Genomic DNA, 16,833 nt, shown 5'->3' on the forward strand with positions numbered 1-16,833 from the left:
TTAGGATGCTGTTTGAACCAAGATACAGGGTAATAAGCATAAAACATGCCAACTGCTACTGTAGTAGTACTTGTTTTTTTGATTGGTCAGTAATGATACTTACTATTTTTTGTATAATATCAATATTTATGAATGAAGGACAGCCATAAAACTAAACCTTAGTTTTATAGAATATAATCTATTATTTTTTAATACCTTTCATTATTTAAAGAAGCTGATTTAAAAAACAAAAAACCTACACCAGAAATTCAGTGTAGGCTAGTTTTAAGAGAACAGACGGTACTATTAGAGGGCTAGTTGGTAACCCGAAATAGCAAATATCCTAATATAAAGACATAAAATTATTATAGGATTGGCATATTACCAGTAATAAATATATTTATTTTTATATTATGCAAACATTATTTGGTACTTGTACTATTGAGTACAAAAAACAATTACGCTTCAATTAAATGCTCATCTACTTTTTGGCGAAATTTTTGACCCGTTTTAAAAGTGACTACTCGGCGTGCTGAGACAGCGACCGGCTCCCCTGTCTTAGGATTACGACCTGGGCGACTATTTTTGTCTTTTAGCTCAAAATTGCCAAAGCCTGAGAGCTTGACTTCTCGTCCCTCAATCAAGTTATCAGCGAGTTCATCAAAGAAATTCTCTACTAAGCAGCGACCTTCTTGACGCGTTAGGTCCAAATGACTCATTAAATGCTCAATCATGTCAGATTTTGTCAGGGTACTCACAATACGGCTCCTACATTAGCTCTAAATGGGTTGTCAGAATTTTATGCTATCGCCTACTATTATATAGGATTTTTGTTACCTTTTTAATAAAATCGTTTATTAATAAATAGTTAGCTATTTCCATGGTTCAAAAACGTATAGATTTTCTCTAACTGTCACGAAGTTGTACTGAATACTGATCCATAAGCACTTGTACCACTTTGTCAGTCGCAGTCTTGATTACCTCATCTGATAAGGTCTGCGTACTATCTTGCCATATCAAAGCAAAGGCAAGAGAGCGCTGGTTATCTGGGACTTTATCGCCTTGATAAACATCAAACAACCAAAGATCAGTAAGTAGCTCGCCTGCGGCAACATGTATTGAAGACTCTAGTGTCTGCAAACTAATATCACTATTTACTAGTATAGCGATGTCACGGCGTACTTGTGGAAACTTACTTGGAGTCGTGATGATACGCGGCTCGCGAGCAAGGGTTAGCATAGGCGACAACGATAACTGAGCGACCCAAGTCGTTGGCATGTCCAACTGTTTGGCGGTATTAGGATGTAACTGACCCAGCCAACCGACATATTCATCGTCGATATATAGCTTGGCGCTTTGTCCTGGATGCAAAAATGCGAGCTGACTACGCTCATAACGAATGCGAGCTCTATCGATCTGCGCAGGTAGTAATTGCTCAATATCATGCTTGAGATCATAAAAGTCTAACGCGCGGTTTTGGTAAGCTTGCTCATCCCAGATATCACCGACTGCAACCAAAGCAATACTTGGCGTTTGTACCAAATCACTAATGCTTTGGCCGACAAAGCTAAGACCTGTCTCAAAGAAACGCACGCGTGGCTGCTGACGATTAAGATTATATTGCACACAAGGCAATAAGCTGGATAGCAAGGTACGGCGCATCACAGCTAAATCACTAGAGATCGGATTGGCTAGTGCGAGTACCTCTCCTAACGCAGCATCATCTAATAATGCTTCTAGCTTTGCATTACTAAAACTAAAGCTAATCGCCTCCATATAACCGTTATCGACCAGCGATAGCTTCATCTCATGCGTCAAATCCGCTGTGTCATCGTAGTTCATACTAACTTGCAAATGCGGTAGTACGCTTGGGATATTCTCATAGCCATAGATACGCGCAATCTCTTCTATTAGATCCTCGCGGATACTCATATCGAAGCGATACGATGGCGGCGTACAAATCAAGCTATCTGTTTGTAGCTCTACCTCAAACCCTAATTGAGTCAAAATACGTACCATGATGGCAGGTTCAATCTCAATGCCGATGACATCACGTACTTTAGCAATGGGCAGAGTAATGGGCGCACGTGCTGGTAGATGCTTGGTACTCTCCACTTTTACGGTTTGACCTATTTGAGCGCCTGTGACCTTGACTATCAAATCACAAGCGCGTGCTAATGCCAGCTCAGGTAATTCAAAGTCCACGCCGCGCTCAAAACGCTGTGAGGCATCAGTATGTAAGCCAAAACGGCGTGCACGCGCCGCAATAGCTAACGGGCTAAAAAACGCACTCTCTAATACAATATTGGTTGTGCTATCGGTCACGCAACTCCGCTTGCCCCCCATAATACCTGCTAGAGCAAGTACGCCTTTATCATCAGCGATGACCAACTCATCGCCCGTTAAGGTAATGGTTTGGTCATTGAGTAAAGTAATGGTCTCGGCAGGATTTGCCAAACGTACCACGATATCACCTACAAGGGTATCGGCGTCAAACGCATGTAGCGGCTGACCCAATTCCATCAATATATAATTCGTCAGATCAACTAAAAAGTTGTGTGAACGTAATCCTGATTGGACTAAGGCATCTTGCATCCATTTTGGCGTAGCAATACTACGATCAAAAGTGCTAATTGATTGTAGTAAATAGCGGGGACAAGCTTCAACAGCTTCTACCGCTACGGCTGGCATCGTAGCGTTAGTAGCATTGTTGGTCGTTATCACGTTGTGAGCGATCTGCGGCGGCTGTAGGGGCAAATCGTTAATGACTGATATTTCGCGCGCGATACCACGAACACTAAAGCAATCACCGCGATTTGGGGTAATTGAGATATCCAATATTTGATTGTCTAAACCCAAATACTCACGAATATCTATGCCGACTGGTGCATCAGCCGGCAGCTCAAGCAGACCATCAATATTATCAGTCAAATCAATCTCTGATGCACCGCAAAGCATACCGTTAGAGTCAACGCCGCGTAGGTTGCCGTTTTTGATTTTAAAGCCAGTACCATCATCAGAAGGTAGGACCGCACCAACGGTAGCAACGGGTGCTTTCATACCCACATAGACATTAGGCGCACCGCAAACAATTTGTAGCAGCTCAGCTGTACCAATATTGACCTGAGTGACGCGTAGTTTATCGGCATCAGGGTGTGGCTCCATACTGACGACTTCACCGACGACGACACCACTAAAGCTGCGAGCGACTGCAAAGCGATCATCAATCTCAAGCCCTGCCATGGTCAGCTGTTCTGCTAATTGCTCACTAGTATTGTTTGGGTTTACCCATTGACGTAACCACTGTTCGCTAATTTTCATAAATATCTCGGATCAGAATTTTATAATAAAGATTTTGGATTAAAGGTTGGCGTATAAGTAGTAAAATCTAGCCAAACTGTTTTAAGAAGCGTACGTCGTTTTGAAAAAATAGGCGTAGATCATCGATACCGTAATAGAGCATCGCAAAGCGCTCAATACCCATACCAAAGGCAAAGCCTGTGTATTTATCGCTATCAATACCGCAGTTGGTTAGCACTTGCGGATGTACCATACCGCAGCCCATGACCTCAAGCCATTTACCGTTATCATCTAAGATATCAACTTCAGCAGAAGGCTCAGTGAATGGAAAGAAAGAAGGTCGAAAACGTACAGTCAGGTCTTTGGCAAAAAAGGCTTCTAAGAATTCACTAATTAAGCCTTTTAATTCTGCAAAGGTACTCGACTCAGTAACCATAAGCCCTTCTAGCTGATGAAACATCGGCGAGTGGGTTTGGTCTGAGTCGTTACGGTAAACACGACCCGGACAAATAATACGAATCGGCGGCGCGCTCTTCTCCATGGTACGGATCTGTACCGGACTGGTATGCGTACGTAGCAAATAGTGCGCATCAAAATAGAAGGTATCGTGCATCGCGCGTGCTGGATGATGCGACGGGATATTGAGCGCCTCAAAGTTATAGTAATCACTCTCAACTTCAGGACCCGTAGCCACATTAAAGCCTGCTTGTACAAAATACTGCTGCATACGCTGGGTGATCATTGTCACTGGGTGCAAATGGCCTTTTTGACCACCGCGAGCAGGCAATGTAATATCAATACTCTCGCTTGCAAGCTTTGCATTTAACACCGCAACCTCTAGTTGCTGTTGCTGCTCGGTCAATGCGTCTTGAATACGACTACGCACACCATGTAACCAGCCGCCGTAGGTTTTTTTGTCACCACTACTGAGCTTACCCATCTGCTTTGACCAGCCCGTGAGTGAGCTCTTTTTACCCGTCAGCTGTACGCGCAAGTCTTGCAATGCTCGCACATCATTGACTTGTAAGAGTAGCGCTTCAGCAGCACTAGCAAAGTCATTTAGCTGAGACTCATTGAGCTCGCTTAGCTCTGGGGACAGAGTCGGTAGCGCCGACAAATCGATGATGGCAGCAGGGGTAGTCATAAGACGCATTATTCCTGATTTAAACAAATTATTGATGGTAGGGGTTTAAGTAAAATTTGCAAACTATCTACTTGATAGACTATCTCTTTTCGTATTATAGAAATAAAAGCGAGTCATCAAAAACGGCTCAAACCCTTTAAATGATTTGATATAAAAAAAGCCACCGACCAGCGGTAGCTTTTATTAATATTAACCTATTAATGCATATCACTCTTATCTGTTAGACGCTTAGAATTCAAAAATCTAAAGACAGACCAATACTTATGCTAATTCCGCTTTTGCTTTTTCGACTAAGGCTGTAAAAGTAGCCGCATCATGCATAGCGATGTCAGCTAAAACGCGACGATCGATATCGATGTTGGCTTTTTTCATACCATTGATAAAGCGGCTATAACTTAAACCGTTTAAGCGTGCGCCAGCATTGATACGTGCAATCCAAAGACGACGGAACGAACGTTTTTTGTTGCGACGGTCACGATAAGCATATTGACCAGCTTTGGTCACTGCCTGTACCGCTACGCGATAAACACGTGAACGGGCACCGTAGTAGCCTTTTGCACGTTTTAAGATTTTTTTGTGACGGCGATTCGCCTGTACACCACGTTTTACACGGGCCATAAATTACTCCAAGAATTTTAATGTAAGGTCAGCAATATCAAGCTGCAAAGATCGATTAGATGTATGGGCACATGCGACGAACAGCTGCTTCGTCAGATTTGTCCACCATCTTAAGACCACGCAACTGGCGAATACGCTTAGCTGATTTCTTGGTCAAGATATGGCTTTTAAAGGCTTGCTTACGCTTAAAGCCATTTGCTGTTTTTTTGAAGCGTTTAGCTGCACCGCTTCTGGTTTTCATCTTAACTTTCATGATGAGTTGCCTCTTTGTCTTTGATAGAACCTGGTCGTCAAATAGTCAATAACGAATAGTTGCTACATCAATAGCCCCTAATCTCTATTTGCCTCGAGGTGGGAGGCGCTATTTTAGCAGATGGTACGCTGTTTTGCCAAGGAAAGTTTATAAGTCATTATTATGAATAATAGATTGAATTTATAATGTCATTTTGGGCTGTTATTATGCATTTAATCATTATATAAATAGGGCATCAGGTATACTTATATTTTTCACACACTATAAAACACGATCTATATTCAGTAGGATTTCTACCTCTACTGATTTTATAAATTTAGTTTGCTGAGTCAATCTGTCATAGCTTAGTATAGGGAGGCCACAAAAAGTCGGTTTTTGTATTATTTAAAAGCGCACATACCTAAAACTATTGGGAGAAAACGTTGTCAAGCCAATCGTTGGTGTTAGATGACAGAGTGTTTGTGTTCGAGACGCTGTTACACGTTCGGGCAATTGAGGTCAATATTAACCAATATTTGACCCTTGAGTCTTTGAGCGCATTACTAGTGGAGGCCAGAGAGCAGTTTTTGCACTTTAAGGGCGTTAAAGACATTAGCGGCGCTCACCAAGGTCTGGTCGTTGACAAATTGCAAGTGCATATTATTAGTCGAGCACGTGTACGAGAAGCGCTGCTATTTGAGGTCGGTATCGAACAGGTAGAGGATAATGGTGGCAGCATAGCGATTAGAGTGGTTCGCATGTCTGATAACTCTCTGATCGCAAAATCTCGGCAACACTTTGTCAATTATGATTATCGTTTGCAAAAAATCACCACTATCGATGAGACATTGAAACAGTTGCTAACCCCAAAACCTTTTCTCCCTTAACTCTCTCCTATTTATCTATTTTTCACTACAAGATGTTTTAAGGTTTTGGTATTTGAGCTTTAGTACATTTGCACTTTATTGTATTTGCACTTTATTAAAAGCTCTCCAGGATATATTGTGTGCATTTAGATTAAGAGTATTTAGATCAAGAGTATTTAGATTAAAGGTATCGATAATTGAACCTATTGATTATCAAAATACTTGATTGATTATTACATTTATATCTTGAACCACCCTCTTTTTTACTTATTGATTATAAGACCGCGAACTATGACCTTACCTGCTTGGCTTAACGCTATAACTTTTAATGCCGATGGCTTAATTCCTGCTATCGCCCAAGATCAAACGTCAGGACGTATTTTGATGATGGCGTGGATGAACAGCGATGCGTTACAACTGACGGCACAAACACAAACAGCCGTTTACTATTCGCGCTCGCGCGCCAAGTTGTGGCACAAGGGGGAAACCTCAGGTCATACGCAGCTCGTACACGATATCCGCTTAGATTGTGATGCTGACGTCATTGTCCTTAGTGTCACGCAGATAGGCGGTATTGCCTGTCATACGGGACGCGAGTCGTGCTTTTATCAGCGTTTAGACTTGTCAGGCTCAGAGCCTCAATGGGAAAGCGTGGACAAAGTACTAAAAGATCCTGCTGATATCTATAGCGCAATGTCTGATCATTCTGCTGACTCTAAAACTACAAGCTCTAAAACTACGAGCTCTAATGATAAAGATAAGAGTAGTCCGCAAAACAAGCCTTCTGATAGCTCTATTTTGACGCAGTTAGATCAAGTTCTCACAGAACGCAAAAATGCGAGCTCGGATCAGTCATACGTCGCCAGTTTGCATGCTAAGGGTTTAAATAAAATCTTAGAAAAAGTTGGTGAAGAAGCGATCGAAGCGATCATCGCCGCCAAAGATTTGGCACATTGTGATAAAAATATTGACTTATCATCGTACGACAAGGCTCAGAAAGAACTGGTGTATGAGGTAGCTGACGTCTGGTTCCATACTTTAATTGGGCTATCTTGGTTCGATATTGAATCTGAAGCGGTACTATCTGAGCTCGGTCGGCGCTTTGGCTTATCTGGTATCGATGAAAAAGCAGCACGCTAACCGAATTGACGCTAAAGGGTAAGAATAAGCAAATACTTTGGATGCTATAATACAGGCAAGTTTCATTTAGATATCAGACATAAGGATACGACTATGGGCAGTTTTTCTATTACGCATTGGCTGATTTTGTTGGTGGTGGTGGTGATTGTGTTCGGTACCTCCAAACTCAGAAATGCAGGCAAAGATCTAGGCGGCGCGGTCAAAGGCTTCAAAGAAGCGGTTAAAGACGAAGATTTAGAACATCAAAAAAAACACCGTGTGCTCAATCATGATATTAGCTCACAAAAGGCTGATGGCGTGAATGCGGGTACTAGAGTGGATGAAGTCGCAACCCCTATCAGTACTGATAACGAAAACCCTAGAGTATAAAGCGCATCCATTTATTCTGACGTTTGCCTTTAACCAGTGATGCCTGACTACTAGATGCTTGACTACTATGTTTGATATTGGATTCTCTGAGCTACTCCTATTCGGCGTTATTGCCTTGATCGTTTTGGGGCCAGAAAAGCTGCCTCAAGCGGCTCGTACGGCAGGTCAATGGTATAGCAAACTACGCCGTACGATATCAACGCTGCAGTCAGAGATTGAGGCTGAACTTGATTTGGCTGAAACACGGCAACTGATGCAAAAAGAGCTTGCCAAAATACGTGAAACAGAAGCTGAAATGCGCCGCGAGATAACAGAGATGCGCGGTAGTATGAAAGAGTTTGAATCGTCACAAAACCAAAGTATTCGCACAAAAGACGGTGATATAAAGGAAAATACTGAAGAAGGTAGCACCGAGCAAGATTTGTCTGTCGAGCCTGATTACAGCTATCACGCAGAAGCCTCTCAAACACCACGCTCTGCCCTTTCATCTAAAACAAATTCAAAGACTGAAAAAACGACACAAAATGCGCAGCCCATTATCACGCGCCCTTGGGAGAATATGTGGTTTCGTCTTGGCGCTTACGATAAAGCTCGGCGTCTGCCTGCCCCGCCCTATCTACCCAATTATCAAGCTGACGTCTTATTGCATATTGACTCAAGCAAGACCTCTACTCACAAGACGCATGCTCCTGCCTCTATAACCACCTCGGAGGCTGATTGATGAAACTGTTCAAACGGCAAAAAAGTCGCCAAGAAAAAATAGCGACTGATGAGGATATTACGTCAACAGGTGACTTATCAGGCTCGCTTGCTGATATGCCTATCACCGAGCACTTGATTGAGTTGCGAGCACATTTAATTAAGATTTGCGCAGCTGTCCTAATCATATTTTTGGTGCTAGTTGGGTTCTCACGCGAGCTGTATGATTTTTTGTCAGATCCGCTAGTGGCGCAATTACCTGCTAACTCAACGATGATCGCCACCGATATCACTTCAAACTTTATGGCGCCGATACGCTTAACTATATTTGTCGCCGCGTTTTTCGCTATGCCCTATATTTTGTATCAGATATGGTCTTTTGTCGCGCCAGGACTGTACAAAAAAGAAAAGAAGGTCGCTATCCCTGTTCTCTTCTCTTCTATCTTTTTGTTTTATGCAGGCGTGGCTTTTGCCTATTTTGTTGTACTCAAAGGTGTGCTCAAATTCTTTATTGTGTTTGCGCCGCAAAACGTGTTACCGATGACAGATATCGATAGCTATTTGAGCTTTGCCTTAAAGCTATTTATGGTGTTTGGCGTGACCTTTGAGATTCCAGTGGTCACTTTGCTGTTGATATTGGCCGGTATTGTCTCCATTGACAGCCTAGAAGATAAGCGCCGTTATATTATCGTCGGCTGTTTTGCGGTTGCTGCGGTGGTGACGCCGCCCGATGGCGTCTCTATGCTAATGCTCGCTTTTCCGATGTGGTTATTGTTTGAGCTGGGATTATTTTTGGCAAAAATACTGATAAAAGATGAATCCAAAAAAGAGATTAGCGCTGATTCGACAGCAGCGGTCAAATTAGATAAGTAAATGAGCTTGATCATCTTTTGACTTAAAGTCCCTCAGGCAATCTGCTACTATAGCTTAGACTCTTTATCCTTTTACTTTCCACTACTTTAGTCATTTATACTATGAATTGCACCTTAGCCATTGCCGATACAGTGGCTTTTTTTGCCCCTGCTATTTTGCTCATTTTGCAATACTCTAGCTTTAATACTTAAGCCCTGATACTCAAGCTTCAATACTTAAGCTTTAAAGATTCAGCTTCAATACCCTAGGTAACTTCTATGTCCGCATCTATGCCCGCTTATATGAGCGACCCTACCGAAGAGCAATTAAACGCGCTCAATATGGCGATGGATCAAAAGTCATTCAAAGTGGTGGCTTATGCGGGTGCAGGTAAGACTACGACGCTCAAGCTCATCGGGGAGCGTTTGCGCGGGCGTGGCTTATATTTAGCTTTTAACAAAGCGATTGCCAATGATGCGCGCGCCAAATTCCCCTCACATGTAGACTGCCGTACCTTTCATTCCTTGGCTTATCGGCATGTACCGCGTGATATTACGGCAAAGTTATCGCTACCTAGATTTTCACCTAAACGCTTAGGCGATGATTTGGGCTTGCAGCCGGTACAAGTACGTCGGCAAATGGATGGCGTCAATAAATACATTACTTTGACCCCAGCGCGCCTTGCACGTTTTGTCAGTGATGCGGTGAGTAATTTTTGTAGCACGCACGCCAGCTATCCTGCGCCAAGGCATATCCTGTTCCCCAGTTGGCTTGATGATTCAGACGCCGAACAACTGCGTGAGATGCTCTACCCTGCTGTCGAGCAGCGTTGGCTACAGTCGATTGATGCCCGCCATCCTGCGGGTATCGGTCATGACATTTACCTTAAACTTTGGGCGCTCTCAAAGCCGAGCATCCCTGCTGACTTTATCTTATTTGATGAAGCACAAGATGCAGATCCCCTAATGATGGGTATCTTGACTCAGCAGCCACGGCAGGTCATCTATGTCGGGGACGCTCATCAGCAGATATATGAGTGGCGCGGCGCGGTCAATGCGATGAAAAAGCTGCCATTGCCGCAGACTCTATTGACACAGTCGTTTCGCTTTGGTGAACCTATCGCTGAGGTGGCCAATACTTTGCTCAAAGCCTTGCAAGAAGACGTGCCTCTAAAGGGCAATCCTGCTAGGCAGTCCTCCACTGAAAAAGGCATGGTACATAGCAAAAAGGACGCCATTCTCTGCCGCACCAATGCGGCTGCCATGGCGCAGCTCCTGACAGGGTTGAAACTTGGGCACCGCGTCGCCTTACAAGCCGATACCGATCGCATGCTCAAATTCTGTCAGGCGGCTGAGAATCTAAAAAATGGCAAGTCCGCCTATGGTGTGCCAGAGCTGGCCTACTTCTATAACTGGTCTGATGTACAAGAGTACTCAGAAACCAACGAAGGGAGCGATCTCAAAACTCTAGTGAAACTGGTCGATGATCATGGCACTAATGTCTTGACGCAAGCGGTCAACAGTTTGACGCGTATTGAAAATGCTGATTATGTTATCTCTACTGCGCACAAAGCCAAAGGTCTAGAATGGGGCAAAGTGCAATTGGATGATGACTTCTATTACGATGTGACGACCAACGGTATTAAGATTAGCCCTGAAGAATTACGATTATTGTATGTTGCCTGCACTCGCGCTCAAGCCAATTTAGATATTCATCACATTAAAGATTTGATATTAGGATTGCAGTCGGGGAAGAAGGTAATTTTAAGCAAATAAACAGCTTTAATAATATTAAAAGCGATGAAAAAGGCTTCCCTTGAATCCTACTAATATTATTAATACATCACTACGTATTTACATATAACCATGAATATATACCGATGAATAGAGACGACCAGCAGACTTTCTTACCAGGGCAACCAGACCACCTACAAAATTTATTCAATAGCCCCGTCCGCCTTCTTGCGCCAATGGAAGGCTTGACCGACCCCTTGATGCGGCAAATCTTGACGCAAATTGCGACTGATTTAGGTCGCCCTTATGATTGGTCAGTGAGTGAATTCATTCGGGTCACACAGCACCTCTTGCCCGCGCATGTTTTTTATCGCTATGTGCCAGAGCTACATCATAATGCAAAGACTTCCTGTGGTACGCCTATTCATATTCAACTGCTTGGTAGTGAAGCGCAGCTCATGGCAGAAAATGCTGCTTATGCTTGCGAGCTTGGCGCACCCGCTATCGATATTAATTTTGGTTGTCCCGCCAAAACTGTCAATAGTCATCGGGGCGGTTCAGTATTACTTGATGAACCTGAAGTCTTATATGACATTATTAGCACGGTAAGAAAAGCTGTGCCCGCTCATATTCCAGTATCAGCAAAGATACGTTTGGGTTATACCGATACCAGTCGCATCGATGATATACGCGGAGCGATTGACGCTAGTGGCGCAAATTGGCTAACCATTCATGCCCGCACCAAAACCCAAGGCTATAAGCCGCCCGCTTACTGGGAAAAAATTCAGAGCTTTAATCGCTTAGATATACCCGTGATTGCCAATGGTGAAATATGGACAAGCGCGCAGGCGCAAAACTGTATGACGCAGTCAGGAACTCAGCATTTGATGCTCGGTCGCGGCGCGGTGACGCGTCCAGATTTAATTGCTCAAGTTGATGCCAAAGAAGATAATCCAGACAGAAATAAACTAGCATGGCATGATTTAACGACACATCAAATTGCGTTTTTGCAGGGGCAAGCCAAAAACGATATTGTACTTGTCGGTCGCTATAAGCAGTGGCTTGGAATGCTGACCAAGGGCTATAACGAGGCTCAGCCACTGTGGAATAGCGTCAAACGCGAAAAGGATAAAAACGCTATTATCGAGGCAATAAAGCAAAGTAGTTGTGTATAAACATACGCGTTAACGAATAGTTGTTTTAGGAGTAAAAAAGTAATTATTAGTCAGTTATAACAGTAACTACTATGCCTTAAGTGCTGATTCTAATCGCTAAATAAAATAGCATCAGCGAGCAAACCATCGATAACACCCAAAGTACTGAGCGAAACGTCGCTAAATTAGTGATATAAGCCGCGCAGTAACCCACCCGAATCAGTACATAAAGCCACGCCAGTACATTAACAATAGATTGCGGTACAAAGAACAGCATGCCGACAATAACTGCGGCTAAAAATATGGGCAACGTCTCATAGCTGTTTTGCTGCGCAGCATTAGCTCGAGCCGCAGTGCCAGTCGTGTCTTGCAAAAAGCTGCGCGGATGGGCATTGTCAGCAAGTCTAAAACCACCAAAGGCTTTGGCAGTCATTGCCATCAATAATGGCAGCAGGCTAGCTACCACCATTGCCCATATTGCAGAGGCGGCGCTATCAGAGATTAATCCAAAAATTATATTCATACAGTAAGTCCTACCCTGCGATATTTTCAAAATCGTGAGTAATATCTACCCCGCCCTGCATGAGCATCCGACTCGCTGAACAATATTTCTCAGCCGATAGTTTGATGGCGCGCTCGATCTGTTTATCAGAGACGTCGTTGCCCGTGATCACAAAATGCATATGGATAGCCGTATAAACCGCAGGTACCGTTTCTGCTCGTTGCGCCGTCAACTCACAGCGTACATCGGTTACTTCCTGTCGTGATTTTTGTAAAATTGACACCACATCGTAACTGGCACAGCCACCAAGCCCGAGCAATATGAGCTCCATGGGGCTAGCGCCTTTTTCTTTGTCCGCGTCAATCTTTACATTGTGCCCTGACGGTGATACACCCACAAAAGCTTTTTTCTCTTGCCACGTGACGCTTGCTTTTGATTCTGACATTGTTACTCGTCCTTTTTTAGTTTTATTTGTGCTAGCCCTAGCTTACGCTTCGGCTAGTGTAGCACAAGCCAAAACGAGATTTTATAATGTGATTGTCACATGACGTTAAACAAATGAACGGCCTATGAATAAACTCTTATATTTTTTGAAGTAGCGGCTGTCTCTAGAGACGCCACTCTCGTTTTAGAAAATGAAATTCAATAAAAACGGTGATTCCCATCCAATTTTTTTTGTAGCTTTAAGTTATTGATATTAAATGATTAAATTCGTGAAACATTTTATAGCAAAATAGCGTTACACATTTTGCTGCTTTCTTGGTTTAATGGTGGTAATGAATCTCATTTTAATGAAGTATGGAAAGTTTTCACCCTATAATAATTATGATTACTATCATTATACTTCGTTCAAAGGAGCTATTTTTAGACAATTTAAAAGGTTGAGTCATGATAGATGCAGACGGCTTTCGCGCCAATGTCGGTATCATCTTGGCAAATACACAAGGGCAGGTTCTGTGGGCAAAACGAATTGGTCACAACGCTTGGCAGTTTCCGCAGGGCGGTATCGATCGCGGCGAGACACCGATGGATGCTATGTATCGCGAACTGTGGGAAGAGGTCGGCTTGCATCCGCGGCACGTGGACTTACTGGCAGTAACGCAAGACTGGTTACGCTATCGTCTACCCAAGCGCTATGTACGCCACGGGCAACATCCTTTATGTATTGGGCAAAAACAAAAATGGTTTTTGCTGCGCTTAGATGAACCAAACACACAACACATCCGCTTTGATGAAGGGAAACCTGAATTTGACCATTGGCAATGGGTCAGCTACTGGTATCCTCTTGGTCAAGTGATTCACTTTAAACGCGGGGTCTATCGTCGCGCGCTTCAAGAGCTGGCGCGCGAGTTACCGCTCAGACAAGAGCTGATTATTCCCGAACAAGATAACCACTTGTTGATAGACTAATCACTCGTCGAAATAAAAATGCTCCCTGTAATGTCTAAAAAACTAGATACTATGGTGAGCATTTTTTTATGTCTGAATTATCGTGAGAGATAAAGCTTTTGGATTGAGACCTATTTATTTAGCATTCTCTGTTTCACGGCTAATGAGTTGCGCTTTTATTTCTGACTCATTCCTTTCACGACACAAAGTTAAAATACTTTGCGTGCGAGTACCATAGCTTGGCATCTGTGTTTCACTATTACCTAGAGCTACAGCATCAATATAGACCGAAGATAATGCTTGCTCTATACGTTTTGGCACACCTGTCTCAGGCAATTGCTCTGCTGGCGCAGGGGTCACATCGGACAGCACATCGAATGCTGCTGGCTGCCAGTAGTCAGGATGACTGTCCTCGGCGATGAGTGGCAATACTTCTTGACGCAAACGGCCGCGTAGCCTTTGGGTCTTAAACCAGTTATCATCAAACTGTCCGTTGGATAACACATGTAAACCTGCATACAAAGGCGTTGGTGCATGGCCACGGTTATTAACAGCGACGGCTTGCTGCGCATCCCCAATGATAAGATTAAACCCTGCGTACTCTTGCAACTTGATCTGCCGAGCAAAGTCCATGGGGCTTTGAGTACCGCGCAAAAATTTAGTCACCAGCTCACCGCGCGAACGTTCATGCTCTCGTGCCTGTACTCCATCACGAAAGTTCAGTACCGCCGCCCAGCGTCCATTTTGTTGTGTACCTTCAATGTCTTTGCTTTGGTGAATACTTGGGTTTTGGTGAATACCGAGCCAAGTGCCGCCGCTTCTATTGTCTCTTCCTGCGAATATAGGCGCATCATCCCACTGATGTACTGGTGTGGTCGGACGTTCAAGAAACTCATCACGATTGGACAGTAGTATGAGAGGTAAATCGTCAAAGAGCTGCCAAGCGATAGCGACAATACACATAGTTATCCTTTATTAATAATAAGCTTGAATATTCATATCAGTTACCAGTCAATACCTTATCCGCAGGATAACTGACTTTCGATACGGATTGTATGATTTGTGAGCTCGTGCTTGGTAGTGTGAACTCCCAAGCCACCATACCTTGATTGTCATTCCAGTTGCGCTCAGTGACCGGCGGCGTATGAGTCACCATAACTTTTAGATCGTCATCGCGGCTGATGGGCTCACTGCCCAATACTTGCAAGCGCATCGGACGATTGTGCTGGCTTGTGAACTGGTAAGCTTCAGTGGTCGTCAAGGTCTGCGTTCGATTCAAGACCCCTTTTTCGCCTTGTTTGTCCTCATTGACTAATTCTTTGACAAGTGTGTTTGAATCTATACCGAAACCAATACCTTGCTCCTTTAGGGTCTGATAGCTAAAGCGCGACTGACCGACGTAATTGTCATCGCGGTACAATTGTAGCGAGCCGTCCACCCAAGCTGGGGTCAAAAATGGCGCTGAAGCATACCAGTAGCCTGCCGTCTCAATACTTGGTGTGCTGCGAATCCATAATTTACTACTGCCAGATTGCTTGTCGATGACGGTACGCACGCGTCTGCCGTCACTTGGAATACTAACCCGCTGTGGTAACTTATATTCGACAATGCCGTTTTTGTTTTGGCTACTTACAGTAAAGCTTGGTAGCGGCTCTCCACTTGATCCTACTACATCCTCATAAGCCATATCAGCTGACACGACCATAGGTACTGCCATCACAGGTGACATACGTTTGGTCAGCTGGTTTTGGTTTTCATCATATAATCCTAAACGATTGACTCGTGGTAAACGCCCTGTAGTGCGCTGATTGGGATTAACCGTACTCAGAGTCAACGGTATATTGGCCCAGTTCTCACCTGTTTGCTGCGCGATAATAGCAGAGGCAGTAAGGCTGAGCTGTTCGGTATTGGTATTTAAACGCGCTTGATAAGTTGGCTGCCAACTGGCACCGCGCACTTGGTAATCGAGCTTAACCGTACTTGGGGTACGGCTCGCAACTCGTACGCTCACTTGTGTCACACTATTTTGAGTAGAAGTCGTACTTCCTGCCATCAACTGATTGAGCGCGTCTTGCGCTTGTGTTTGTCGCTGCTGGATGTCGAGAATGGTTTTATTAAGTGTGCTAGCTTCTGCTTGTAAATCGCGCACATTATTAGCCAATGTGCCATCCATGCTAATCTGAGTGACTTTGGCTAAATTTTGCAAATAAGTCTTAGTCAAATAAGCCGCTTCTAATTCAGCATTAATATCCGCTAAGATGCTTTGCTGCGTCCTTACGTTCGCATCGCCTTGATATTGGCATTGAGTAGCTTGCTCACCGCTCAGATCTTGGATACTCACTTCACCAATATTGACGCCGCCTAGCGCCTGTACGCTCAAGCTTTCTTTATCGATATCAGGTGATAAGCAAGAGAACACGAGCGTCTGCTCGCCGCTACCAGTCACAGGTAAACTGCGCGTTACACTAGCAAGACCTTGATAGATCGTTACTTGCTCTATGGTGCTTTGAGCCGCTTGAGCGGAGATCGAAATCAAACCAGCTGCTAAGCTTATAGTAACGCTCAACCCAGTCACATTGAATGCGGTTAGAGTTTTATTCGGCATCATTGTCTTCATTGCATTATTACGCATGATATTCCCTCAAGACTAGCCTTCCAAAGTTCAATATAATATTTTTAATATTAGCGGTTTTTTTGTAGCATTGCTATCTTCTGTCCTTATGGCAGCCAAGCAGTATTAATCAATGGAACCTATTTTATAAAAGTGCAGTGTTCTGATACGCTCGAAACTAGTGTTCGTGACTCTGAAATTTGCTATCATGAACGCCATCTTATTATCTATATTACGACTACTCT

At 43.8% G+C, this 16,833-nt stretch carries 17 protein-coding genes; 8 read left to right on the plus strand and 9 right to left on the minus strand.

The features are described from left to right. Positions 1–437: 437 nt before the first annotated feature. The 5 genes from ACR64G_RS11135 to rpmI form a co-directional block, all read right to left on the minus strand. Positions 438–737 (minus strand): integration host factor subunit alpha, encoded by a 300-nt coding sequence (locus tag ACR64G_RS11135; protein ID WP_435979352.1) that lies wholly within the window; start codon positions 735–737, stop codon positions 438–440. A 148-nt stretch (positions 738–885) separates the two neighbouring features. Further along, positions 886–3,300 carry a phenylalanine--tRNA ligase subunit beta gene (gene pheT / locus ACR64G_RS11140; RefSeq protein WP_435979353.1) on the minus strand — a complete coding sequence of 805 codons (2,415 nt, stop codon included), beginning with the start codon at positions 3,298–3,300 and terminating at the stop codon, positions 886–888. 67 nt (positions 3,301–3,367) lie between these two features. Beyond that, on the minus strand, positions 3,368–4,423 hold the full coding sequence (pheS, locus tag ACR64G_RS11145) for a phenylalanine--tRNA ligase subunit alpha (RefSeq protein WP_435979354.1): 1,056 nt from the start codon (positions 4,421–4,423) through the stop codon (positions 3,368–3,370). A gap of 261 nt (positions 4,424–4,684) precedes the next feature. Further along, entirely contained in the window at positions 4,685–5,041 is a 357-nt protein-coding gene (gene rplT / locus ACR64G_RS11150) for a 50S ribosomal protein L20 (protein WP_435979355.1), read from the minus strand. Between the two features lie 55 nt (positions 5,042–5,096). Continuing rightward, positions 5,097–5,294, minus strand: a complete 198-nt coding sequence (rpmI, locus tag ACR64G_RS11155) for a 50S ribosomal protein L35 (protein ID WP_011281253.1) — start codon at positions 5,292–5,294, stop codon at positions 5,097–5,099. A gap of 422 nt (positions 5,295–5,716) precedes the next feature. Here rpmI and ACR64G_RS11160 point away from each other — a divergent pair, with 422 nt between their 5' ends. The 7 genes from ACR64G_RS11160 to ACR64G_RS11190 all read left to right on the plus strand — a co-directional run bounded on the left by ACR64G_RS11160 (position 5,717) and on the right by ACR64G_RS11190 (position 12,107). Beyond that, a complete protein-coding gene (locus ACR64G_RS11160; RefSeq protein ID WP_435979356.1) occupies positions 5,717–6,160 on the plus strand; it encodes a thioesterase in 444 nt (147 codons plus the stop codon). A gap of 270 nt (positions 6,161–6,430) precedes the next feature. After that, positions 6,431–7,279 (plus strand): bifunctional phosphoribosyl-AMP cyclohydrolase/phosphoribosyl-ATP diphosphatase HisIE, encoded by an 849-nt coding sequence (gene hisIE / locus ACR64G_RS11165; protein WP_435979357.1) that lies wholly within the window; start codon positions 6,431–6,433, stop codon positions 7,277–7,279. Between the two features lie 93 nt (positions 7,280–7,372). Beyond that, complete coding sequence (gene tatA / locus ACR64G_RS11170) at positions 7,373–7,648, plus strand: Sec-independent protein translocase subunit TatA (protein WP_435979358.1); 276 nt, start codon at positions 7,373–7,375, stop codon at positions 7,646–7,648. Between the two features lie 67 nt (positions 7,649–7,715). After that, positions 7,716–8,369 carry a Sec-independent protein translocase protein TatB gene (tatB, locus tag ACR64G_RS11175; protein WP_435979359.1) on the plus strand — a complete coding sequence of 218 codons (654 nt, stop codon included), beginning with the start codon at positions 7,716–7,718 and terminating at the stop codon, positions 8,367–8,369. After that, positions 8,369–9,220 (plus strand): twin-arginine translocase subunit TatC, encoded by an 852-nt coding sequence (tatC, locus tag ACR64G_RS11180; RefSeq protein ID WP_435979360.1) that lies wholly within the window; start codon positions 8,369–8,371, stop codon positions 9,218–9,220. Before tatB ends, tatC begins: the two co-directional genes overlap by 1 nt. A gap of 257 nt (positions 9,221–9,477) precedes the next feature. Beyond that, positions 9,478–10,974, plus strand: coding sequence for a UvrD-helicase domain-containing protein (locus ACR64G_RS11185; RefSeq protein WP_435979361.1), 1,497 nt, complete (start codon positions 9,478–9,480; stop codon positions 10,972–10,974). 104 nt (positions 10,975–11,078) lie between these two features. Further along, entirely contained in the window at positions 11,079–12,107 is a 1,029-nt protein-coding gene (locus tag ACR64G_RS11190) for a tRNA dihydrouridine synthase (protein ID WP_435979362.1), read from the plus strand. A 76-nt stretch (positions 12,108–12,183) separates the two neighbouring features. On the opposite strand, the gene ACR64G_RS11195 is transcribed toward ACR64G_RS11190, so the two are convergent. Next, on the minus strand, positions 12,184–12,609 hold the full coding sequence (locus tag ACR64G_RS11195) for an MAPEG family protein (RefSeq protein WP_435979363.1): 426 nt from the start codon (positions 12,607–12,609) through the stop codon (positions 12,184–12,186). Positions 12,610–12,619: 10 nt separating this feature from the next. Further along, positions 12,620–13,033 (minus strand): OsmC family protein, encoded by a 414-nt coding sequence (locus ACR64G_RS11200; protein WP_435979364.1) that lies wholly within the window; start codon positions 13,031–13,033, stop codon positions 12,620–12,622. A 443-nt stretch (positions 13,034–13,476) separates the two neighbouring features. Between ACR64G_RS11200 and ACR64G_RS11205 the strand changes: the two genes are divergently transcribed. After that, a complete protein-coding gene (locus tag ACR64G_RS11205; RefSeq protein WP_435979365.1) occupies positions 13,477–13,998 on the plus strand; it encodes an RNA pyrophosphohydrolase in 522 nt (173 codons plus the stop codon). Positions 13,999–14,112: 114 nt separating this feature from the next. Here ACR64G_RS11205 and ACR64G_RS11210 read toward each other — a convergent pair whose 3' ends face one another. Together ACR64G_RS11210 and ACR64G_RS11215 are read right to left on the minus strand one after the other, a co-directional pair. After that, positions 14,113–14,940, minus strand: coding sequence for an NRDE family protein (locus tag ACR64G_RS11210; RefSeq protein ID WP_435979366.1), 828 nt, complete (start codon positions 14,938–14,940; stop codon positions 14,113–14,115). 37 nt (positions 14,941–14,977) lie between these two features. Beyond that, positions 14,978–16,609 carry a mucoidy inhibitor MuiA family protein gene (locus ACR64G_RS11215; protein ID WP_435979367.1) on the minus strand — a complete coding sequence of 544 codons (1,632 nt, stop codon included), beginning with the start codon at positions 16,607–16,609 and terminating at the stop codon, positions 14,978–14,980. Positions 16,610–16,833 lie beyond the last annotated feature (224 nt).

This window comes from Psychrobacter sp. DM4 (assembly GCF_051307035.1).
GTDB lineage: Bacteria > Pseudomonadota > Gammaproteobacteria > Pseudomonadales > Moraxellaceae > Psychrobacter.